We start from the raw sequence: 21,835 nt of genomic DNA, 5'->3' as shown, positions 1-21,835 counted from the left end.
GGGCCCACATTCTAACCCCCGCGGGGGGACTTATCCACAGGGTCGGCCAAAAATTGTTATTGACAAACATGGGATTATGCATTTCAATCCTCGGTTTGACCTAACACGGGCAATCCGATCATGAAACGCACCTACCAACCCTCCGTCGTCCGCCGCAAGCGCACCCACGGCTTCCTGGTTCGCATGAAGACCCGTGGTGGTCGCGCCGTCATCCGTGCGCGTCGCGCCAAGGGCCGTCATCGCCTCGCCGTCTGAGGTGGCCGAGCCCGCGAGTGCTGATCAGGGGTTCCGCAGCGCTCACAGATTGCACAAAACGGATGAGTATTCATCCGTTTTTGCTTTTCGGCGCGCACTTCGCGGGCGCTACTTCATGCTGCACTACCGCCCCAATGGACTTGATACCGCCCGGCTGGGGGTGGTCGTCGCCAAGAAGCTGGCCAAGCGAGCCAACGTGCGCAATCTGGTGAAGCGCATCGCCCGCGAGCTGTTCCGCCGCCAGCGCACGAGCTTGCCGATGCACGACCTCGTCGTGAGGTTGCACGCCCCGGTCGCGAAGGCGACCCGCGCCGAGCTCAATCACGACCTGCTCGGCCTGTTGCACAGGTTGCCCCGCACATGAAGACGGTGCTGATCGCCCTGTTGCGCTTCTACAAGTACGCGATCAGCCCGATGCTGGGGCGAAACTGCCGCTTTCATCCCACCTGTTCCGAGTACGCGATCGAAGCGGTGCAGCGCCATGGCGCGCTGCGCGGCGGCTGGCTCGCGATCAAGCGTGTCGGGCGATGCCATCCCTTCCATCCGGGCGGGTATGATCCTGTTCCCTGACATTGTCTCTTGACCAACGGTAGAACCACCACGATGGATCAACGCCGCCTCATCCTCTTCCTCGTCTTCGCCTTTTCCATCGTCATGTTGTGGGAAGGCTGGGTCAAGCACAACCAACCGGCGCCCGCGCCAACTGCCGCATCGTCCGCCGGGGCTGCCGCGGATGCGTCGGTGCCGAAGCCGAGCGCGTCGCTGGCCGCAGCCCAGGCCGGCGTGCCGGGCGAGCCGGCTGCCGCCACGGCGAGTGCGCCGCGCACGGTGGTGGAAACCGACCTGCTGCGCGCCGAAGTGTCGGCGCAGGGCGGTGACATCGTCCGTCTCGAACTGAAGCAGCACAAGCAGAAGGAAGACCACACCAAGCCCTTCCTGCTGTTCGACGACGGCTCGGCGCACGTCTATGCGGCACAGACCGGTCTCATCGGCGAAGGCCTGCCGACGCACAAGACGCTGTTCACGCTGCCCGGTAGCGAGCTCAAGTTGAAGGACGGCGAGGATGCGGTGGTGCTGCGCCTGGAGGCACCGGAGCAGGGCGGCGTCCGCGTGACCAAGGTGATGACCTTCAAGCGCGGCAGCTACCTGGTGGATGTGAGCTATGACATCCGCAACGAGAGCGGCAAGCCCATCGAGCCGCACGCCTACTTCCAGCTCACGCGCGACGGCAAACCGGCCGAGATGCCGGAAGGCTTCGGCGGCGTGCAGACCTTCATCGGCCCGGCCTTCTACACCGATGGTGCCAAGTTCCAGAAGGTGACGTTCTCCGAGATCACGGATGGCAAGGCGAAGTTCGCCAAGTCGGCGCCGGACGGCTGGGTCGCGCTGGTGCAGCACTACTTCGTCAGCGCCTGGCTGCCCGCCGAGGGTGTGCAGCGTGAGTTCTTCGCACGTGCGCTGGGCAACGACACGTATTCGGCGGGCGTGATCCTGCCGGTGGCGCAGATCGCTTCCGGGGCGACCGGCAAGGTCGAGAGCCGCCTCTATGCCGGCCCGCAGGAGCAGGACAAGCTGCACGGCATCGCACCCGGCCTCGATCTCGTGGTCGATTACGGCTGGCTGACGGTGATCGCGGCGCCGCTGTTCTGGGTGCTGGCCTGGCTGCACAAACTCACCGGCAACTGGGGCTGGGCGATCATCCTCGTCACCGTGATGCTGAAGGCGCTGTTCTTCCCGCTGTCGGCGGCCAGCTACAAGTCGATGGCGAAGATGCGTGTGCTCGGCCCGCGCCTGCAGCGCATGAAGGAGATGTACGGCAACGACAAGGCCAAGATGCAGCAGGAGATGATGAATCTCTACCGCACCGAGAAGATCAACCCGCTCGGCGGCTGCCTGCCCATCCTGGTGCAGATCCCGGTGTTCATCGCGCTGTACTGGGTGCTGCTCGGCAGCGTGGAGATGCGCCAGGCGCCGTGGCTGGGCTGGATCCAGGATCTGTCGGCGAAGGATCCGTATTTCATCCTGCCGATCATCATGGGCGTGTCCATGCTGATCCAGACCAAGCTGAACCCGACGCCGCCGGATCCGATCCAGGCCAAGGTGATGCTGGCGATGCCGATCATCTTCACCTTCATGTTCCTGTGGTTCCCGTCCGGCCTGGTGCTTTACTGGGTGGTGAACAACTGCCTGTCGATCGCCCAGCAGTGGCAGATCACGCGGATGATCGAAAGTGGAAGCAAGGGCGGCAAGGCAGCCTGACACGATTGCTGCCATCGCGACGGCGCCGGGCCGGGGAGGCATCGGTGTCGTGCGCGTGTCCGGCAGCGGCCTGCGGGAATTCGCCCGCACGCTGACCGGACGCGAACCGGAGGCCCGCGTCGCCCGCTTTGCCCGCTTCCTCGATGAAGCGGGCGAGGCGATCGACGAGGGCCTTTGTCTTTTCTTCCCCGGGCCGGCTTCCTTCACCGGCGAGGATGTCGTCGAACTGCAAGGGCATGGCGGCCCGGTGGTCATGCAGTTGCTGCTGCAGCGCTGCCTGCAGCTCGGCGCGCGACTGGCGGAGCCGGGTGAATTCACCCGCCGTGCCTTCCTGAACGGCAAGCTGGACCTCGCGCAGGCCGAAGGCGTGGCCGACCTGATCGAGGCCTCGACGGCTGCCGCGGCACGCTCGGCGGTGCGATCGCTGTCGGGCCGTTTTTCCGAGGAGATCAACCGCGTTCGCGACGGCTTGATCGACCTGCGCATGCTGGTCGAGGCGACGCTGGATTTTCCCGAGGAAGAGATCGAATTCCTGGAGAAGACTCGCGCGCTGCCGCGGCTGGCGGAATTGCGCGCGCAGCTCGAAGGCGTGCTCGACCGCGCGCGGCAGGGCGCCTTGCTGCGCAGCGGCCTCAACGTGGTGCTGGTGGGCGAGCCGAATGTGGGCAAGTCCAGCCTGTTGAACCAGCTTGCCGGCGAGGAGCGGGCGATCGTCACCGAGATCGCCGGCACGACGCGCGACGCCCTGCGCGAGACGATCCAGGTCGAAGGCATTCCGCTGCACATCATCGATACTGCAGGCTTGCGTGACACTGCGGACGCGGTGGAGCAGATCGGCATCGAGCGCACATGGCGCGAGATCCACCGGGCGGACGTGATCCTGCGGCTGATCGATGCGGACGTTGATCGGGCGCCGACCGCGGACATCGATGCGCGGTTGCCGGCGGACGTGGAGCGCATCGTCGTCGCGAACAAGATCGACCTGCGCGGTGAGGAACCGCGGCGCGTCGAGTCCAATGGTCGGGTGAGCCTTCACGTTTCGGCACGGACCGGGGCAGGGATGGATCTGCTGCGCGCGGAGTTGCTGCGCATCGCCGGCTGGCATGCTCATGGCGAGGACGTGTTCCTGGCGAGGGAGCGCCACCTGCTGGCGCTGCGCGAGGCGCTCGCTCATGTGATCGAGGCGGGAGAGCAGGCGCGGGCGCTCGAGTTGCTTGCCGAGGAGCTGCGGCTCGCGCAGGAAAGCCTTGGCGAAATCACGGGCGAGTTCACCGCCGACGACTTGCTGGGTGTGATCTTCTCGCGGTTCTGCATCGGGAAATAGTTGCATCCCGCGCATTGACGGACTCGGCTGTGGCCCCGTTGTTTCACGTGAAACAAACCATGTGCAGCGATCGAGGTCAGTCGTGTCTGGCGATCGCCAGGCGTTTGTCAGGTGCCCGTCAGCGTGCGCGCTTCGTCATGCGGCTCGATGGCGGTGGCCGATGTTTCACGTGGAACAGACGTCAGATCAACTCAATTCGACTGATGCACGCTTCGACAGGGAGTTCAACATGGCGGGAGACAAGCTGCCTGCGGAGGAGGGAATGCTGGTCGAGCGCCTGGCGGACGATGCGGCTTTCGTGGTCCGCGGCGCCAGACTGCTCGAGCGCAGGCAGACTCCCTTCCAGCTCATCGAGGTGTGGGACACGCCGCGTTTCGGCCGGCTGTTCCGCCTCGATGGCTGCTTCATGACCTCCGAGCGCGACGAGTTCCACTATCACGAAAATCTTGCCCACGTCGCGGGTGTCGCACATGCCAGCCCGCGCCGCGCACTGGTGCTTGGGGGTGGTGATGGAGGTTCTGCAGAAGAGCTGCTCAAGCATCCCTCGATCGAACGTGTCGACATCGTCGAGCTCGATGCCGGCGTCGTCGACATCGCCCGCCATTACTTTCCCGCGGTCCACCGTGGCGCCTTTGACGATCCGCGCGTCAAGCTGCACATCGGCGATGCGTTGGTGCATGTAGAAGCGCTGTGCGCACAAGGCGAGGCGGCACGCGTCGACCTCATCGTCTTCGACCTCACCGATCCGGTTGGCGCCGCCCGCGCGTTGTTCACGCATGACTTCTTCGCTCTCTGCCGGAAGCTGCTGCTGCCTGGCGGTGCGCTGAGCCTGCAGGTCGGGAGCGCATCCTTCCAGGGCGAGCAGGTGCGCACGGTGCTGAAGGCGCTGCGCGCGACCTTTCGCCGGGTGCAGCCCTATGTGACCCATGTCCCGCTCTACGGCAGCCTGTGTGTATTCGCGGTGGCGTCCGATACGCTGGATGCGTCGGCAATCACCACCGAAGAAGTCGACGCACGTATTGCGGCACGTGGGCTTGGCGAACTTCAGCACTACAATGCTGCGGTGCATTGCGCGCAGTTCGCCCTTCCGAATCACCTGCGCGGCTTGCTCGACTGATCCCGCCGCGCCCTTCCAGCCAAGCGCACTTGAACCGTGATCCGACCTAACGCCCCAAACCGCCGTCCTCAAAAGGACGCTCCGTCGCGCCGCTCTCGTCCGGCGCCGGCCCTGTTGCCGCCCGACAGCCTGGGCCATGCCCTCCAGCAGGCGGCACGTCTCGTCGCCGCCGTGCTCGACGGCGCGAACCTGACCGACCGTTTCGAATCGATGCTGCTGGCCGATCCTGGTTTGCCCGAGAGCACACGCGGCGCAGTGCGCGATCTGGCGTGGTCCACTTTGCGGCAGTACGGGCGCGGGGATACCATCCTGCGGCCCTTGCTCCACACTTCGCCGCCTGCGTTCGTGCGCGGCCTGCTGCTCGTCGCGCTGCACAGGCTGGAGCAACGGCCGGAGCAGGCGCACACCATCGTCGACCAGACCGTGCAGGCTGCGGCTGCGGAGATGCCGGGCATGAAGGGCATGGTCAATGCCGTGCTGCGCAACGCCTTGCGCCAGAAGTCGGCCTGGCTCGAGTGGGTCGCGGCCGACGAGGCGGCGCGTCACGGCCATCCGCGCTGGTGGCTGGAGAAGGTGCGGCGCGCGCATCCCGATGCCTGGGAGGCAGCGCTGGCGGCGGGCAACGCACATCCGCCGATGGCGCTGCGGATCAATCGTCGCCGCGCCACCATGGATGAGGTGCTCGGCCGCCTGCAGCAGGCCGGCTTGAGTGCGCGCCGCCTGGACAACGACGCCGTGCTGCTGGAGCGGCCGGTGGCGGTGGCGCGCCTGCCTGGCCACGCCGAGGGCCTGCTGTCGGTGCAGGATGCCGGCGCGCAATGGGCGGCGCGCTTGCTCGATGCGCGCGATGGCGAGCGCGTGCTCGATGCCTGTGCGGCGCCGGGTGGCAAGAGCGCGCACATGCTCGAGCGCGCCGACATCGACCTGCTCTCCGTCGAACTTGATGCGGGGCGTGCGGAGCGCATCCGGCGCAATCTTGAGCGGCTGGGCCTGTCTGCCCGGATCCTGGTTGCCGATTGCCGTGAGCTGTCCGCCTGGTGGGACGGCCAGCCGTTCGACCGCATCCTGGCCGACGTTCCCTGCTCGGCGTCCGGCGTGGCGCGCCGACATCCAGACATCAAGTGGCTGAGGCGCGAGGAGGACATCGGTCACTTCGCGGCGCAACAGGCCGGGATCCTCGACGCCCTTTGGCAGACGCTGGCGCCGGGTGGCACAATGCTTTACGTCACCTGCTCGGTCTTCGACGAGGAAAACCGCCTGCAGATCGAGCGTTTCCTGAGCCGGCACGGCGACGCCGAGTTGTTCCCGATCGACAATCGTCCGGACTTCCAGCTCCTGCCCAATGCCGAACATGACGGCTTCTATTTCGCCCTCCTGCGCAAGCTTCCTTGAGTGCTTGCGGCACTGGCTGTACGCCTTCGTGTTGATGGGGGTCGCGTTGACTGCCTGTGCCGAGGAGGGCGTCATCCACAGCGCCGAGATCGTCCCCGGCGACGGGGGCTACGTGCTGAACGCGGACATCGACCTTGAGCTGAACTCCCGCGTGGCGGATGCGGTGGCGCGCGGCGTGTCGCTGTATTTTGTCGCCGAGCTGCGCATCGAACGCCCGCGCTGGTACTGGCTCAACGAGGTCGTCGTAGACCGCAGGCTCGAGTATCGCCTGCACTACAACGCCATCACACGTTCCTACCGGCTGTTCATCGGCAACTTCCAGCAAAGCTTCGAGAGCCTCGAAGCGGCCGTGCGCACGATGTTGCGCATTCGCCATTGGCAGGTCGCAAGCACAGACGAGCTCAAGCCGGGCGTGTCCCATCAGGTGGCCCTGCGCTTCCTGCTCGACACCACCCAATTGCCCAAGCCCTTTCAGGTGACTGCGATCGGCAGCCGCGAGTGGGATATCGGCACGGACTGGATGCGATGGACCTTCCTCCCAGGCACGCCCGCTTCCCGATGAAGCGGATTGCGCTCGTCGTCGCCGCCGGACTGGCGGCGATCTCGCTATTCCTGCTCACGTCGGCGAGCTCGAACACGGACCTGTTCGCCGGCAGCTATCCTTACCTGCTCGCACTCAACGGCGCGGTGGTCGTCGGCCTGGCGGGACTGGTGGCGGTGCAGTTGCGCACCCTGTGGCGCGAGTATCGCCAGCGCCAGTTCGGCTCCCGTCTGAAATACCGTCTGGTGCTGATGTTCGCGCTGATGGGCCTGTTGCCTGGCGTTGTCGTGTATGCGGTATCGCTGCAATTCGTCGTGCGCAGCATCGAGTCGTGGTTCGACGTGCGCGTGGATGCGGCGCTCGAAGGCGGCATCGCGCTTGGGCAGAAGGCGCTCGATTTCTTCGTTGGCCAGGTGCATGAGCAGGCCGAAAGCATGGCGCTCGCGCTCGAGAGCAAGGATCCGGTGCAGCCGGCCTTGCTCAACCGCCTGCGCGAGCAGGCCGGGGTCGCCAGCGCCACGGTGGTCGGTGTCAACGGGCAGATCGTTGCCAGCGCGGTGGATTCGGCCGGCATGCTGCTGCCCGATCTTCCGACGGCGAACCAGTTGCGTCAGGCGCGGCAGACACTGAGCCTGCACGCCGTCGAGACCCAGCCCGATGGCCGGCTGGTGATCCGGGTGATCGTGCCCATCCCGATGCGCACCCTGGCGGGGGAGCCGCACCTGCTGCAACTGACCCAGCCCGTGCCCGAGACTTTCGGACGCAATGCCGAGGCGGTGCAGGAGGCCTATCGGCAGTACCAGCAGTTGATCCTCGGGCGCGTCGGCCTCAAGCGCATCTACACCCTGACGCTGACGCTCACCATGCTGCTGGCCCTGCTGGGTGCGGTGGCAGCGGCCTTCGTCATCGCGCGGCGCCTGGTCGCACCCTTGCTGATCCTCGCCGAAGGCACGCAGGCGGTCGCCCAGGGCGATTTCAGTCCGCGCCAGGCGCTGCCCGCGCGCGACGAGCTCGGTGTGCTGACGCAGTCCTTCAACCAGATGACGCGCCAGCTCGAGGATGCGCGTGCGGCAGCCGACCGTAGCCGGGCTGCGGTCGAAGCGGCGCGGGTGTATCTGGAGAGCGTGCTCGCCAACCTGTCGACCGGCGTGCTGGCATTCGCCGCCGATGGCACGCTGCGCGCGGCCAACCACGGCGCGCTGGCCATCCTCGGTGACGATCTGGCCGGCTTCGAGGACATCCCGCTCGCCGATTGGCCGCGGCACGAGGCGCTGCGCGATGCGCTGCTCGCCGGCTTCGCTGCGAACGAGGGCGACTGGCAGACGCAGATCGATCTGCCGGTGAAGGACAGCGCGCCGCTCACCCTGCTCATCCATGGCTCGCGCCTGCCGCAGAGCGGCGGTGGCGGCTCGGTGGTGGTGTTCGACGACATCTCGCGCCTGATCGCTGCGCAGCGCACCGCCGCCTGGGCGGAAGTGGCGCGCCGGCTGGCGCATGAGATCAAGAATCCACTGACGCCGATCCAGTTGTCGGCCGAGCGCCTGGCCTTCAAGCTTGCCGACCGGCTCGACGACGACGGCCGCGAGATGCTGGAGCGCTCGACGCGGACCATCGTCAACCAGGTCGAGGCGATGAAGAACCTGGTCAACGCCTTCCGCGACTACGCGCGCCTGCCGGCACCGCATCTTGCGCCGGTGGACCTGAATGCCCTCATCCGCGAAGTGCTGAACCTCTACGAAAGCGCGGCCGGTCGCATCCGCCTGGAACTGGCCGGGGATCTGCCGACGGTGCAGGGCGATGCCACGCAGATTCGACAGGTGATCCACAATTTGCTGCAAAATGCCCAGGACGCGCTCAACGGCAACGAGGACGGCGAAATGCAGGTGATCACCCGCCGCGAGGGCGAGCGTGCGCTGCTGCTGTTCCGTGATAACGGGCCGGGCTTTCCGGCCGAAGTCCTGACGCGCGCCTTCGAACCATACTTCACCACCAAGTCGCGAGGCACGGGTCTGGGCCTGGCGATGGTGAAGAAGATCGTCGATGAGCATGGCGGCGAGATCAGGCTGACGAACCGCGACGGCGGCGGCGCCGAAGTGCGCATCCGCCTGCGCCTGGCGGCAACGAGTAACGACAACTGAAATATGGCAAAGATACTGATCGTCGACGACGAAGTGGGCATCCGAGAGTTGCTGTCCGAGATCCTGCGCGACGAGGGCCATGACGTGCTGCTCGCCGAGAACGCGGCGGCCGCGCGCGCCGCGCGCAATGCCCTGCGCCCCGACATGGTGTTGCTCGACATCTGGATGCCCGACACCGACGGCATCACGCTGTTGAAGGAATGGGCTGCCAACGGCCAGCTCACGATGCCGGTGGTGATGATGTCCGGACATGGCACGATCGATACCGCGGTCGAGGCAACCCGCATTGGCGCCATCGACTACCTGGAAAAGCCGATCGCCCTGCAGAAGCTGCTGGCGGCGGTCAAGCGCGGCCTGCAGCGGCCGCAGGCCGCAGGCACGCCGGCGCCGCTGACCCTGGCGGCCTTCACCCGCTCGGTGCCGCTGCGCGAGCTGCGCCGGCGCGTCGAGCAGATCGCAGTGAATTCGCGCGTGTTGTTGCTGCGCGTGGGCAGCGGCAGCCTGGCGGAGCTGGTGGCGCGCAGTGTGCAGGCGGGCAGCGCGCCCTGGCTGGACCTGGCCATGGTGACGACGCCGCTCGACCTGAACCAGTTGCAGGCGTCCCACGGCGGCGTGCTCTTCGTGGGCGAGCTCGCGCGGCTGTCGCGCGCGCAGCAGAAGAACCTCGCCTTCGCGCTGGATCGCCTCGACCGCTACGACTTGCGCGTGGTGGTGGCGACCGACCGCAGCCTCGATGCACTGCTTGCCGAAGGCTGGGAAGAATCCCTGCTGGCGCGCCTGTTCGAGGTGAGCCTGGCGCCGCCTTCCATTGCCGACGTGAAGGACGACCTGCCCGAGCTGGCCAGCCAGATCCTGCTGCACCTGGTCGAGGGCGGCGAGGTACCGCTGCGGCGCTTCTCTACCGCCGCGCTCAACCAGTTGCGCAACCTGGCCTGGCCGGGCGGCTACGCCGAGTTGCGCGCAGCGGTGAAATCGCTCGCGCTGGGCACGCTGGACGAGGAGATCGGCGTGGCGGATGTGCGGCGCCTGCTCGCGCCGTCGCACGATGCGGCGGTGACCGGCGTGTCGCTGGACCAGCCGCTGCGCGAAGCGCGGGAGGCCTTCGAGCGCCTTTACTTCGAGCACCACCTGCGCCTTGAGGGTGGCAACATGACGCGTCTCGCCGAGAAGACCGGGCTTGAGCGCACCCATCTTTATCGCAAGCTCAAGCAACTGGGGCTGCAGGCCGGCCGACGGCATGAAGAGGGCTGAGCGGCTGCCGCGGTTGATTTGCTGCGCCGCACAATGTTTCTCGGGCAGAATCCACCGCCCGTGTAGAATGTCCGGCCCAACGCGAGTCGGAAGGATCGGGTGAAGATCATCATTCTCGGGGCCGGCCAGGTCGGCGCCTCGGTCGCAGAAAACCTGGTGTCGGAAGCCAACGACATCACCCTCGTCGATACCAGCGCCGATCACCTCGCGGTACTGCGCGAACGCCTGGAGATCCGCACCGTCTGTGGCAACGCAGCGTCGCCGACGGTGCTTCGCGATGCCGGTGCCGACGATGCCGACCTGTTGATTGCGGTCACACAGTCCGACCAGACCAACCTGTGCGCCTGCCGCATCGCCAAGGTGCTGTTCAACCTGCCCACGCGTATCGCGCGGCTGCGCTCGACCGACTATGTGGACTTCCCGGAATTGCTCGACGACGACAATTTCGCGGTGGACTTCTCCATCTGCCCGGAGCAGGTCGTCACCGACCACATCAAGCGCCTGATTTCCTTTCCCGAGGCGCTGCAGGTGCTGGAGTTCGCCGACGGCGTGCTCAGCCTGATCTGCGTGCGTGCGTTCGAGGGTGGGCCGCTGGTTGGGCATCCGCTGAAGGCGCTGCGCTTCCATCTGCCCAACATCGAGGCGCGCATCGCTGCGATCTATCGTGAAGGCGAGCCCATCATTCCCGTAGGCGAGACGGTGATCATGCCGGGCGACGAGGTGTTCTGCCTCGCGGCCACCGTGCATATCCGCCAGGTGATGGGCGAGCTGCGCCGCGGCGACCGGCCGATGCGGCGCATCATCATCGGCGGCGGCGGCAACATCGGCTTGCGGCTGGCGCGCTCCATCGAGCACGACTATCACGTCAAGATCCTGGAGAGCAATGTCGCCCGCGCCGAGGCGGTGGCGACCCAGCTCAACCGGGCGCTGGTGCTGCGCGCCGACGCCACCGACGAGAAGCTGCTGGAGAGCGAAGGCATCGACGAGACCGATCTCTTCGTCGCGCTGACCAATGACGAGGAGGACAACATCATGTCCGCCTCGCTTGCCAAGCGCATGGGCGCGCGCCGCACGCTGGCGCTGATCAACCGCCGCAGCTACGTCGACCTTGTGCAGGGCGGCCCGATCGACATCGCCATCTCGCCGGCGCATACGTCCATCGGCACCTTGCTCGCCCATGTGCGGCGCGGCGACGTGGTAGCGGTGCACAGCCTGCGCCGGGGCGCCGCCGAGGCGCTGGAGATCATCGCTCACGGCAGCCCGAAGGATTCGAAAGTGGTGGGCCGGCCGATCGAGGACATTGCGCTGCCGCAGGGGGCCACGATCGGCGCCATCGTGCGCGACGTCAGGCGAGAGGACGGCAAGGTCGTGCGCCGCGAAGTCATCATGCCGCACCACGACACGCAGATCCGCGAGGACGACCATGTGATCGTCTTCTGCACCCACAAGAAGCTGGTGCGGCGGGTCGAGAAGCTGTTCCAGGTCGGCTTCTCCTTCCTCTGATCCGGCACTCGTCCGCATGCGCGCCTATCATTCCGCCCTCAACGCGCTTGGCCTGATCATCATGATCTTCGGCCTGCTGATGGCGGTCCCGCTGGCGGTGTCCTTCGGGCTGGGAGAGGGCATCCGCTTCCGCGATTCGATCATCATCACCTTCCTCGTCGGGCTGCTGCTCTGGGTGCTCACCCGGCGCGGGCGGCGCGACCTGCGCGTGCATGACGGATTCCTGCTGGTGGCGGCGACCTGGATCGGCCTGCCGGTGTTCGGCGCGCTGCCGCTGCTGCTCAACATCCCCGGGCTGACCGTCACCGACGCCTATTTCGAGGCCGTCTCCGGCCTCACCGCCACCGGCGGCACGGTCCTGACCCATCTCGATGACCTGCCGATCTCGCTCAACCTGTGGCGCACCTTCATGCACTGGGTCGGCGGCATGGGCGTGATCGTGCTGGTGGTGGCGATCCTGCCGCTGCTGGGTATCGGCGGGCGGCAGTTGTTCAAGGCCGAGGTGCCGACGCCGATGAAGGAGTCGAGCCTGACGCCGCGCATCACCGAAACGGCGAAGGGCCTGTGGCTCACCTACATGCTGATCACGCTGGTCTGCGGCCTGTCCCTGTGGTGGGCCGGCCTGGGCCCCTGGGATGCGGTGATCCACTCGTTCTCGATCACCGGCCTGGGGGGCTTCTCGAGCAAGGATGCCTCGCTCGCCCATTTCAACAACCCCGCGGTGGAGGCCGTCGCAGCCGGCTTCGCGCTGCTGTCGGGCCTGAACTTCGCCACGCACTACATGGCCCTGGTGCGGCGCTCCACCCTGCCCTACCGTCGCGATCCGGAGCTGCCGTTTTACTTCGGCGTGCTCGCCTTCAGCATCGTGATGCTCACTGCCTACCTGATGCAGGCCGGCGCCCATGCCGACCTGGCGACCACGCTGCGCTACGTGGCCTTCCATGTGGTGTCGATCTCCACCTCGCTGGGGCTCGCGACCTACGACTACACGCACTGGCCGACCTTCGCGCAGATCTGGGTGCTGTTCCTCGGCAGCTTCGTCGCCTGTTCCGGTTCGACCGGCGGCGGCATAAAGATGATGCGGGCAATGATCCTGTACAAGCAGGTGCTGCGCGAGATCGTGCGCTCGCTGCATCCCAGCGTGGTGGTGCCGGTGCGCATCGGCACGCAACCCCTGCCCGAGGGCATTCTGCACGCCGTGCTGGGCTTCAGTTTCATGTACATGGTGTCCATCGTGTCGCTGACCCTGCTGCTGTCGGCGAGCGGGCTGGAACTGATCACCGCCTTCTCCGCCGTGGTGGCCTGCCTCAACAACACCGGCCCGGGGTTGGCGGAGGTGGGACCGGCCTCCAACTACCAGGCATTGGCGGATTTCCATAAATGGGTACTCTCGTTCACGATGATCCTCGGCCGCCTGGAAATCTTCACCCTGCTGGTGGTGCTGACGCCGGCTTTCTGGCGTCGTTGAGGCCGCGTGCCGGCGCCCGGTGCGCGACGATGACCCGCTGAGGGCGGGGACAGGCGATAATCACCGCTTGTCACGCCCGCAAGGGCGATTCGAGGATCCGACGTGAGCCGCCTGAAAAACGATACCTTCCTGCGTGCACTGCTGCGCCAGCCCACCGACTACACGCCCGTATGGCTGATGCGTCAGGCTGGCCGCTACCTGCCCGAATACTGCGAGACGCGCAAGCGCGCCGGCAGCTTCCTGCAACTTTGCAAGAGCCCGGCGCTTGCCTGCGAAGTCACGCTGCAGCCGCTGGCGCGCTATGACCTCGATGCCGCCATCCTGTTTTCCGACATCCTCACCGTGCCGGACGCGATGGGGCTGGGCCTGTATTTCGCCGAAGGCGAAGGGCCGCGCTTCGAGCGTCCGCTGCGCGATGAGTGGGAGATCCGCAACCTGACGGCGCCGGATCCGCATGTGGAACTGCAGTACGTGATGGACGCGGTGGCCGAGATCCGCCGCGCCCTCGACGGCAGCGTGCCGCTGATCGGCTTCTCGGGCAGCCCGTGGACGCTGGCCTGCTACATGGTCGAGGGCGGTTCGTCGGACGATTACCGGCGCATCAAGACGCTGGCCTACAGCCGGCCGGATCTGCTGCACCACATCCTCGACGTCACCGCGCAGGCGGTGGTGAAGTACCTGAATGCGCAGATCGAAGCAGGCGCGCAGGCGGTCATGGTGTTCGATTCGTGGGGGGGCGTGCTGTCGGAGGCCGCCTACCGCGAATTCTCGCTGCGCTACCTGCAGCAGGTGATCGCCGGCCTGCGACGCGAGTACGACGGCCATCGCGTGCCCAGCATCGTGTTCACCAAGGGCGGCGGTATCTGGCTCGAGTCCATCGCCGCCATCGGCAGCGATGCGGTCGGCCTCGACTGGACGATGGACATCGGTCGCGCGCGTGAGCTGGTCGGCGACAAGGTCGCGCTGCAGGGCAACCTCGATCCCTCCATCCTGTTCGCGCCGCCCGAGGTCGTCGCCGGCGAGGCGCGGAAGGTGCTGGATGCCTACGGTCCTCACGCCGGTCACGTGTTCAACCTGGGGCATGGCATTTCGCAATACACGCCGCCCGACAACGTTCGCGTCCTCGTCGATACGGTACACGAGCATAGCCGCGCGTCGAGAGCGGCGCAGGAGAACCGCTGAGCGCCAGCCCGGCGGGGTCTGGGGCGCTGCGGTCGGCGATGAGCTTGTCAAGGGGAAAATCGAACATCGGACCCTTGACTTATGCACAATCGCCGGTTCCAGGCTCGTTTACCCGAGGATGATCTGCTTGACATCGGCTCAATTTTGCAAGTTATTGAATTTAAAAGATTTAGTATCTGCGCAATGTTAAGGCAAAGTGACACAAGGGCTTACGCCGCGCGGGATTGAGCCAGATTCACCCAGCTTTCCCACAAAGTTATCCACAGTTTTTGTGGACAAGCTCCGAGGGACAGCCTGGACAATTCCTTAGGCTCTTTTCCCACGGTCGGACTTCAAGAAGACTCTTCAAGGCATTGAATTTTCGGCTTTTTTGCTCTGCCGCCCGTTTCCGGCATGCCCTACGTCCGCGTCGCGCTTCCTGTTCCCATTCCGCAAGTATTTGATTACGTAGCAGAAGATGCCGACCAAGCGGACATCGGACGCTGTGTGCGGGTGCCGTTCGGGCGCGGCGAAAAGAGCGGGCTGATCGTCGCATTGCCCGCCGCCACCGATGTGGACGCGTCCCGGCTCAAGCCCGTGTCGCACATCCAGCGCGAAGTGCCGCCGCTGCCGCCGGACTGGCTCGAACTTGTGGATTTCGTCGCGCGCTATTACCACGCCCCGCTCGGCGAGGTGGTGGCCCTCGCGCTGCCCCCGGGGCTGCGCCGCGCCGACGAAGTGAGCGGCGACGAAGACGACCCGCTGCTGGGCCTTTCCGCGGCCGGTGAGGCTGCGCTCGCCGAGGCCAGGCGGGACAGCAAGGCGCTGGCCCTGTTGCGCGAGCTGGCTTGTGCGGGCGTGCCCATGCGGCGCAGCGCGCTGCGCGAGCTGCCAATGGGCGCGGCGGTGGGCGATGCCGTGCGCCGCGGCTGGCTCGCTGCGGCGACGGGCCCGGGCGATCGTTCGCAGATGGCGGCGGCGCCGGCCCTGACCACCGAGCAGGTGGCGGTGATCGACGAGGTCGGCGCGGCGCCCGCAGGCTTTCGTGCCTGGCTGCTGCAAGGCGTCACCGGCAGTGGCAAGACCGAGGTCTATCTGCGCATCGCACAGCAGGTGCTTGCGGCCGGCGGCCAGGTGCTGATGCTGGTGCCCGAGATCGCGCTCACGCCTCAGCTCGAGCGCCGTGTGGCGCAGCGCTTCCCGGCGGCGCGGGTGGTCAGCCTGCATTCCGGGCTGGCGGCCGGCGCGCGCTCACGGGGCTTCGTGCAGGCGCTCACCGGCCATGCCGACATTGTGCTCGGCACGCGGCTGTCGGTGTTCGCGCCGCTGCCGCGTCTGGGGCTGATCCTGGTCGATGAGGAGCACGACGCGTCCTACAAGCAGCAGGAAGGCGTGCGCTACTCGGCGCGCGATGTCGCGGTGTGGCGGGCACGCCAACGCGGCGTGCCCGTCGTACTCGGCTCGGCCACGCCTTCGCTGGAGAGCTGGCACCATGCGCGCAACGCGCGCTATGCGCCGCTCGCGCTGAGCCAGCGCGCGGTGGCTTCGACGATGCCCGCGGTGCGCTGCATCGACACCCGGCGGCTGAAGCTCGACGAAGGCCTGAGCCCTGCGCTGCAGACGGCGATCGCGGCAAGGCTGGAGCGCGCCGAGCAGAGCCTGGTGTTCCTGAACCGCCGGGGCTACGCGCCGGTGCTGTCCTGCCCCTCCTGCGGCTGGGTGAGTCGCTGTCCGCACTGTTCGGCCAACCTGGTGGTGCATCTGGCCGACCGCCGCCTGCGCTGCCACCACTGCGGCTGCGACGGCCCCATTCCGGGCGCCTGCCCGAGCTGCGGTGACCAGGACATCCGGCCGTTCGGCCGCGGTACGCAGCGTATCGAGGCGCGGCTGGCGGAGCTGTTTCCACAGGCGCGCGTGCTGCGCGTCGACCGCGACGCGGCGCGCACCCGCACGCAGTGGGAGAGCCTGCTGGCGACCATTGCCGACGGCGGCGCCGACATCCTTGTCGGCACGCAGATGATGGCCAAGGGCCATGACTTTCCGCAACTCACCCTGGTGGGGGTGATCGGCGCCGATGCCTCGCTGCACGCAGCGGATTTTCGCGCGCCGGAGCGCCTGTTCCAGCAACTCATGCAGGTTGGCGGGCGCGCCGGGCGCGGCACGCTGCCGGGCGAAGTGCTGATCCAGACCGAATACCCGGCGCATCCGCTGTACCAGCACCTGGCGCGGCACGACTTCGACGCCTTCGCCCGCATGGCGCTGCAGGAGCGGCGCGCGGCGGGTTTTCCGCCGTTCAGCCACCAGGCGATGCTGCGTGCCGATGCGCCGGCGCTGGACGATGCGGTCGCCTTCCTGCGCCATGCGCGCCGGTTGGCCGAGGAAATGGGGCGCGAGGGATTGCGCCTGTACGACCCGGTACCGATGCGACTCACCCGGCTGGCGCGGCGCGAACGCGCGCAACTGCTGGTCGAGGCCGATCAGCGCGGCCCGTTGCAGGCCTTCCTCGCCGACTGGGTCGCCCTGCTCTACCGCCAGCGCACCGCGCGTGACCTGCGCTGGCAGATCGACGTCGATCCACTGGACGTGTGACTTGCGCGCGGCGCGCCGATCGCTGCCGCGCGCGCGTGCGGCCGAACAGCCGTCAGACGAGGCGCTCGACCGCGTCGCGGAAGCGGTCCATCGCTTCCTCGCGGCTCGTCGAGCTCACCTGCAGGTCGGTGACGAGGCCGTTCTCCAGGCTGTAGCACCAGCCATGCACGGTCACGTTCTGGCCGCGCGCCCAGGCTTCGCGCAGGATCGAGGTCTGGCACACGTTCACCACCTGCTGCATGGCGTTGAGTTCGCACAGCCGGTTCACCCGCGCACCGGTATCTTCGATGTGAGCGAGCTTGGCTTCCTGGCGGTCGCGCACGTCCTGGATGTGGCGCAGCCAGTTGTCGGTGAGGCCGGTGCGGTTGTCGTGCAGCGCCGCCTTCACGCCGCCGCAGCCGTAGTGGCCGACCACCAGGATGTGCTTCACGCGCAGGAACTCGACCGCGTAGTGGATCACCGACAGGGCGTTGAGGTCGCTATGCACGACGACGTTGGCGATGTTGCGATGGACGAAGACTTCGCCCGGCGCCAGGCCGATGATCTGGTTCGCCGGCACCCGGCTGTCGGAACAGCCGATCCACAGGTATTCCGGCGATTGCTGGTTCACCAGCCGGCTGAAGAAGTCGGGGTCTTCCGCATGCATGCGTTCAGCCCAGGCCTTGTTGTTGGCGAACAGATGATCGATCGGCGTGTTGTTCATGGAAACCTTGCGAGGCAGCGTGAAGTTATCGATGGCCCGATTATCTGTTAGCGGGTCCGGCCTTGTCAGCCACTGATGGTGCACTGCGGTACGCAAGCTGCGCGCACGCGGTGCGGCACGACTGAACCGTGCCGCACCGCGTTCACCAGACGCCGAGTTCGGTGAGCTGGCGGGTCGCCGCCTCCGCCCAGCCGCGGTTGGCCGCCGGGCTGGCCGGGCTCGGATGCAGCACGCGGCCGAAGCGCAGCGACGGTGTCTCAGGCATGCCTGCCAGCGCTTCGGCCGCGCGTTTTTCCGCCCAGGCGCCGATGCCGATCACCCACTCCGGTTGCAGCGTGTGCACCACGGCGCGCAGGTGCGCGTCGCAGGCGGCCAGCAGCGGACGTTGCTCGGTCGCTGGCAGCTTGTCCGGCGTGAGGTTGCGGCCGTCCTCGAAGAAGGCCAGCGGGCAGTAGTTGGACACGAAGTGTTCGGCGAAGAAAGCCTCGGGCGTGCCGAAGCGGTCGCGGAACAGACCCCACAGCCGCTGCCCGCTCACTTCCGAGCGCGGGCAGTCGAAGCCCTGCACCGGCCGCTTCGGGTTGGCTTGCGCTGGCTGACCCACCGGCCCTTCCAGGCCGAGCCAGTCGCGCGCGGTCGCGATCTCGCCGAAGGGCACGCCGATCTGCGCCATGCCGAACGGCCCTGGGTTCATGCCGATGAAGACCACCCGCTTGCGCCCTTCTCCGTAGCGGCGCAGGTAGTGCTCATGCACCTTCCACGCGTAGTCGAGCGGGTTATAGACGTGGGTGACGGGCGCGGTGAAGCGCAGCCCGTCCACCGCAGCGGACAATTCGCGCGCGGCGGCGACGAGGGCGGCAGATGTGGAGGTCATCGTTGCAACTGACTCAGAGCAGGAACTTCAACAGGTAGAGCGCAGCCATGCCGGTGCCGATGGTGGCGAGCACGCTGCGCGTGCGCCAGGCCACCAGCGCGGCGACGAGCGCCGCCCAGGGCTTGGGCGTGGCGAGGTCGATGGCGACCTCGCCGCCATGCACGAACAGCGCGCTCGCGGTCAATGCGGCGAAGCTCGCCGGCGCGATATGGCGGCACAGTGCGTGCAGCCAGCCCGGCAGGTTGCGGCTGGCAAAGAGGCCGATCATCGCGTAGCGGTACAGGAAGGTCACCAGGCCGACGGCGACCAGCAGCCCGATCAGCGCGGCAGTGCTCATTTCCCGTCCCGCGCGAAGCGTGCCGCCCACACGCCGGCGAGCAGCCCCAGCAGGATGGCCGCCACCAGGCCGAGCTTGTACGGCAGCGTGGCGAAGGCGAGCGCGCCGAGCGCGGCGACCAGCGCGGCGGCCTGCCCGGCGCGCTCGCGCAGCAGCAGCGTCAGCAGCGCGATGAAGGTCAGCGGCACGGCGAAATCGATGTCCCACTCGGCCGGGATGGTGGCGCCGAACAGCAGGCCTGCCGCGGTCGAGAGCTGCCAGGTGGCCCACAGCGTGAAGCCGCAGCCGAGGAAGTACCAGTGACGCAGGTCCGGCATGCCTGCCGTGGTGGCGGTTGCGCCGTCATCGGCCGTGCTCGTCTGATAGCGCAGGATCGCCACTGCATAGGCCTCGTCGGTCAGCAGGTAGGCCAGCAGCAGGCGCCAGCGCCGCGGCAGGTGGCGCACGTGATCCGCCACCGAGGCGCTGTACAGCACGTGGCGCAGGTTCAGCAGGCTGGCGGTGAGGCCGATCGGCAGCACACCGGCCGCCGCGGTGAGCATCTGCACGATCACCAGTTGCGCGGCGCCGGCAAACACCAGGGCCGAGGCGAGCTGCGCCAGCCAGGCCGGCATGCCGGCGGCCAGCGCGCCGATGCCGTACAGCATGCCGAAGGGCACCACGCCCAGTTGCAGCGGTGCCTCGTCGCGGCAGCCGGCGAGGAACTCCGCGCGCCGCGTCGAACGCGTCGCGCTCATGCGCCCCGCGCCGCCGCGGCGCGTGCGGCGAGTTCGGCACGGTCGCCATGCCAGGGCGCGACCTTGAGCAGCAGCAGCATGCCGGGAATCGCAAGCGCGAAGCACATCCAGAAGAAGCTGTGCCAGCCCATCGCCTCGACCAGCCAGCCGGCGGTGGCGTTGATGAAGGTGCGCGGCACCGCCATCAGGCTGGTGAACAGCGCGAGCTGGGTCGCGGTGTAGGCGGGGTGGGTGGTGCGCGCCATGTAGGCGACGAAGGCGGTGGTGCCCAGCCCCACGCCGGTCGCCTCGCCGGCGATGACGATGGCGAGCGTGGCCAGGCGCGCGGCGTCGCCGAGCAGGGCCAGTTGCGCCGGCCCGATCCACGCCATCCACACGAAGCCGAGGATGGTGACGAGCTGCACCAGCCCGAACAGCCACAGCGCGCGGTTGATGCCCAGCTTCACCATCCAGATGCCGCCCACGATGCCGCCGATCACCGACGGCCACAGCCCGGCGTTCTTGGCGATGATGCCGATCTCGGTCTTGCTGTAGCCCATGTCGAGGTAGAAGGGCGTGGCCAGCGCGGTGCACAGCGAATCGCCGAGCTTGTAGAAGAACAGGAAGGCCAGCACCAGCAGCGCCGACTGCAGGCCGTGGCGGCCGAAGAATTCGCGGAAGGGTTCGACCACCGCGTCGCGCAGCGTGCGCGGGCTGCCGGCGGCGGCGAGCGGCTCCTTCACGCGCAGGGTCATGATCAGGCCGGGCAGCATGAAGGCCGCGGTGATCGCGAACACTTCGCTCCATGGCAGGTGGTCGGCCAGGATCAGCGACAGCGAGCCCGGCACCAGCCCGGCGATGCGGTAGGCGTTCACATGGATGGCGTTGCCCAGGCCGAGTTCGACGTCGGGCAGGATCTCGCGGCGGAAGGCGTCGAGCGCGATGTCCAGCGTCGCCGACAGGAAGGCGATCCCGGCGGTGAGGCCCACCACCAGCGGCAGATGCTGCACCGGCGAGAGCTGCCCCAGCCAGGCGATTGCCGCCAGCAGGCCGACCTGCGCGACGAACATCCAGCTCCGCCGCCGGCCGAGCCAGGGCAGGATGCCATAGCGGTCGAGCAGCGGCGCCCACACGAACTTCCAGGTGTAGGGAAACTGGATCAGCGCGAAGGCGCCGATCGCCTTCAGCGACAGGCCTTCGGTCTTGAGCCAGGCCGGCACCAGGTTCAGCAGCAGGTAGAGCGGCAGGCCGGAGGCGAAGCCGGTGAGGATGCAGATCAGCATCCGCCGGTTGAGCAGCGCGGCGAGCCAGGCGGGCGGGGAAGCGGGCACGGGGGAAGTCGGGCGGTCGGGAGCCCACGATTATCCCAGATTGCTTTCCGCTCGGGCGCTGGCTATCAAGGCGGGCATCCAGGTGAGTGCTCCGAATCCGGTCTGGCGGCGGGGGATGCGCTCCGTCGGCCTGCCGCTACGCGGCAAACACGCTGCGGAGATTACGCAAATGCGCGCCCTCGCCGCGCTCGGGACTCGAACAGTGCTCGCCACTCATCCCCCGCCCCCGGACCGGGTTGTCGGCAGCGACGCAACGAGGGAGAACACAATTCGATACGTTCCTTGCCTCGTCCGGGCAGAGCATGAAGAATGCGGCGAAACCCTTGAAACCGAGGAGATTTCCCATGCCCTACCAAGTCATCGTGTCTTTCGGCGCCGACCGCGAGTACGAGTTTCCCGTGCATGACGCCGACGTCGCCAGCCTCGGCAAGGACCAGGCGCGCGGCTGGCTCGCGCACGAATTCGAGGTTCTCGAGTGCACACCCTCCAACCCCATGGGCAAGGTGCTGGTGCTCGACATGATCCTCAACGTCGCCAAGTACGGCGGCGAGGCGCGCTTCCAGCAGGCCGGCGACTGGGCGAAGCAGTTTGCGCGTGCGACGGCCGCCGCGCTCGATCGTCCGGCGGTCCGTGTCGACGTGAAAGGCTTCGTCGTCGGCTGAGCCCTCAGAGCCTGAGAAGCATTTGATTTCCGCAAGCCGAGTAACTGACATGCGATGAGACCCAGTGGCGCGCGATGCGCAGGTGCGGTGGGGTGTTCGAGGCCCAGCCAAGCGTCTGTGAGGGCAGATCCGGGGTCTTCAGGAGGCGGGTTTTCATTTCGGGCACCTCTTATGCCAGCGCTGCGGCGATTTTGGACGCACCGCTACCTCGACC

Annotated in this window: 20 protein-coding genes; 15 read left to right on the top strand and 5 right to left on the bottom strand. The window is 67.3% G+C overall.

The window, feature by feature from the left end:
• Positions 1-120: 120 nt before the first annotated feature.
• From rpmH to GH664_RS06205, 14 genes are all read left to right on the top strand, one after another.
• Entirely contained in the window at positions 121-255 is a 135-nt protein-coding gene (gene rpmH, locus GH664_RS06270) for a 50S ribosomal protein L34 (protein WP_002926183.1), read from the top strand.
• On the top strand, positions 194-619 hold the full coding sequence (rnpA, locus tag GH664_RS06265) for a ribonuclease P protein component (protein WP_308445432.1): 426 nt from the start codon (positions 194-196) through the stop codon (positions 617-619). The genes rpmH and rnpA overlap by 62 nt, the downstream gene beginning before the upstream one ends.
• Positions 616-825 carry a membrane protein insertion efficiency factor YidD gene (yidD, locus tag GH664_RS06260; RefSeq protein WP_153167199.1) on the top strand — a complete coding sequence of 70 codons (210 nt, stop codon included), beginning with the start codon at positions 616-618 and terminating at the stop codon, positions 823-825. Before rnpA ends, yidD begins: the two co-directional genes overlap by 4 nt.
• Positions 826-858: 33 nt before the next feature.
• Positions 859-2,514 (top strand): membrane protein insertase YidC, encoded by a 1,656-nt coding sequence (gene yidC / locus GH664_RS06255; RefSeq protein ID WP_153167198.1) that lies wholly within the window; start codon positions 859-861, stop codon positions 2,512-2,514.
• A complete protein-coding gene (mnmE, locus tag GH664_RS06250; protein ID WP_153167197.1) occupies positions 2,486-3,838 on the top strand; it encodes a tRNA uridine-5-carboxymethylaminomethyl(34) synthesis GTPase MnmE in 1,353 nt (450 codons plus the stop codon). The genes yidC and mnmE overlap by 29 nt, the downstream gene beginning before the upstream one ends.
• 169 nt (positions 3,839-4,007) lie before the next feature.
• Positions 4,008-4,955, top strand: a complete 948-nt coding sequence (gene speE, locus GH664_RS06245; protein WP_308445431.1) for a polyamine aminopropyltransferase — start codon at positions 4,008-4,010, stop codon at positions 4,953-4,955.
• Positions 4,956-5,066: 111 nt separating this feature from the next.
• Complete coding sequence (rsmB, locus tag GH664_RS06240; protein WP_153167380.1) at positions 5,067-6,347, top strand: 16S rRNA (cytosine(967)-C(5))-methyltransferase RsmB; 1,281 nt, start codon at positions 5,067-5,069, stop codon at positions 6,345-6,347.
• 34 nt (positions 6,348-6,381) lie between these two features.
• Entirely contained in the window at positions 6,382-6,909 is a 528-nt protein-coding gene (locus GH664_RS06235; protein ID WP_228111419.1) for a DUF4390 domain-containing protein, read from the top strand.
• The gene (locus GH664_RS06230) at positions 6,906-9,026 is read left to right on the top strand and encodes an ATP-binding protein (protein WP_153167381.1); all 2,121 of its coding nucleotides are present in this window, start codon (positions 6,906-6,908) and stop codon (positions 9,024-9,026) included. The genes GH664_RS06235 and GH664_RS06230 overlap by 4 nt, the downstream gene beginning before the upstream one ends.
• A 3-nt stretch (positions 9,027-9,029) precedes the next feature.
• Entirely contained in the window at positions 9,030-10,277 is a 1,248-nt protein-coding gene (locus tag GH664_RS06225; protein WP_153167195.1) for a sigma-54 dependent transcriptional regulator, read from the top strand.
• Positions 10,278-10,376: 99 nt separating this feature from the next.
• A complete protein-coding gene (trkA, locus tag GH664_RS06220) occupies positions 10,377-11,780 on the top strand; it encodes a Trk system potassium transporter TrkA (protein ID WP_153167194.1) in 1,404 nt (467 codons plus the stop codon).
• A gap of 16 nt (positions 11,781-11,796) precedes the next feature.
• The gene (locus GH664_RS06215; protein WP_153167193.1) at positions 11,797-13,248 is read left to right on the top strand and encodes a TrkH family potassium uptake protein; all 1,452 of its coding nucleotides are present in this window, start codon (positions 11,797-11,799) and stop codon (positions 13,246-13,248) included.
• 102 nt (positions 13,249-13,350) lie between these two features.
• On the top strand, positions 13,351-14,430 hold the full coding sequence (hemE, locus tag GH664_RS06210) for a uroporphyrinogen decarboxylase (RefSeq protein ID WP_153167192.1): 1,080 nt from the start codon (positions 13,351-13,353) through the stop codon (positions 14,428-14,430).
• 393 nt (positions 14,431-14,823) lie between these two features.
• On the top strand, positions 14,824-16,998 hold the full coding sequence (locus tag GH664_RS06205) for a primosomal protein N' (RefSeq protein ID WP_153167191.1): 2,175 nt from the start codon (positions 14,824-14,826) through the stop codon (positions 16,996-16,998).
• A 52-nt stretch (positions 16,999-17,050) separates the two neighbouring features.
• Here the strand turns inward: GH664_RS06205 and can are convergent, their stop codons facing one another.
• The 5 genes from can to GH664_RS06180 form a co-directional block, all read right to left on the bottom strand.
• Positions 17,051-17,701, bottom strand: coding sequence for a carbonate dehydratase (gene can, locus GH664_RS06200; protein WP_153167190.1), 651 nt, complete (start codon positions 17,699-17,701; stop codon positions 17,051-17,053).
• Between the two features lie 142 nt (positions 17,702-17,843).
• Positions 17,844-18,575 (bottom strand): uracil-DNA glycosylase family protein, encoded by a 732-nt coding sequence (locus tag GH664_RS06195; RefSeq protein WP_153167189.1) that lies wholly within the window; start codon positions 18,573-18,575, stop codon positions 17,844-17,846.
• Between the two features lie 13 nt (positions 18,576-18,588).
• Positions 18,589-18,912 (bottom strand): AzlD domain-containing protein, encoded by a 324-nt coding sequence (locus GH664_RS06190; protein WP_153167188.1) that lies wholly within the window; start codon positions 18,910-18,912, stop codon positions 18,589-18,591.
• Positions 18,909-19,649, bottom strand: a complete 741-nt coding sequence (locus GH664_RS06185) for an AzlC family ABC transporter permease (RefSeq protein WP_153167187.1) — start codon at positions 19,647-19,649, stop codon at positions 18,909-18,911. Before GH664_RS06185 ends, GH664_RS06190 begins: the two co-directional genes overlap by 4 nt.
• Positions 19,646-20,959, bottom strand: a complete 1,314-nt coding sequence (locus tag GH664_RS06180; RefSeq protein ID WP_153167186.1) for an AmpG family muropeptide MFS transporter — start codon at positions 20,957-20,959, stop codon at positions 19,646-19,648. The genes GH664_RS06185 and GH664_RS06180 overlap by 4 nt, the downstream gene beginning before the upstream one ends.
• Before the next feature lie 344 nt (positions 20,960-21,303).
• On the opposite strand from GH664_RS06180, the gene GH664_RS06175 reads away from it, so the two are divergent.
• Positions 21,304-21,621 carry a hypothetical protein gene (locus GH664_RS06175; RefSeq protein WP_153167185.1) on the top strand — a complete coding sequence of 106 codons (318 nt, stop codon included), beginning with the start codon at positions 21,304-21,306 and terminating at the stop codon, positions 21,619-21,621.
• Positions 21,622-21,835 lie beyond the last annotated feature (214 nt).

The sequence above is a fragment of the Thauera sp. 2A1 genome, assembly GCF_009469595.2.
Lineage (GTDB): Bacteria > Pseudomonadota > Gammaproteobacteria > Burkholderiales > Rhodocyclaceae > Thauera.
The sequence above is the reverse complement of the archived record's forward strand: the minus strand, read 5'-3'. Positions and strand labels throughout refer to the sequence as shown.

Coding starts and splice junctions, on each gene's coding strand:
- rpmH (WP_002926183.1), top strand. CDS start 121: ATGAAACGCACCTACCAACCCTCCGTCGTCCGCCGCAAGCGCACCCAC.
- yidD (WP_153167199.1), top strand. CDS start 616: ATGAAGACGGTGCTGATCGCCCTGTTGCGCTTCTACAAGTACGCGATC.
- yidC (WP_153167198.1), top strand. CDS start 859: ATGGATCAACGCCGCCTCATCCTCTTCCTCGTCTTCGCCTTTTCCATC.
- GH664_RS06235 (WP_228111419.1), top strand. CDS start 6,382: ATGGGGGTCGCGTTGACTGCCTGTGCCGAGGAGGGCGTCATCCACAGC.
- GH664_RS06230 (WP_153167381.1), top strand. CDS start 6,906: ATGAAGCGGATTGCGCTCGTCGTCGCCGCCGGACTGGCGGCGATCTCG.
- GH664_RS06225 (WP_153167195.1), top strand. CDS start 9,030: ATGGCAAAGATACTGATCGTCGACGACGAAGTGGGCATCCGAGAGTTG.
- GH664_RS06215 (WP_153167193.1), top strand. CDS start 11,797: ATGCGCGCCTATCATTCCGCCCTCAACGCGCTTGGCCTGATCATCATG.
- GH664_RS06205 (WP_153167191.1), top strand. CDS start 14,824: ATGCCCTACGTCCGCGTCGCGCTTCCTGTTCCCATTCCGCAAGTATTT.
- can (WP_153167190.1), bottom strand. CDS start 17,701: ATGAACAACACGCCGATCGATCATCTGTTCGCCAACAACAAGGCCTGG.
- GH664_RS06195 (WP_153167189.1), bottom strand. CDS start 18,575: ATGACCTCCACATCTGCCGCCCTCGTCGCCGCCGCGCGCGAATTGTCC.
- GH664_RS06190 (WP_153167188.1), bottom strand. CDS start 18,912: ATGAGCACTGCCGCGCTGATCGGGCTGCTGGTCGCCGTCGGCCTGGTG.
- GH664_RS06185 (WP_153167187.1), bottom strand. CDS start 19,649: ATGAGCGCGACGCGTTCGACGCGGCGCGCGGAGTTCCTCGCCGGCTGC.
- GH664_RS06175 (WP_153167185.1), top strand. CDS start 21,304: ATGCCCTACCAAGTCATCGTGTCTTTCGGCGCCGACCGCGAGTACGAG.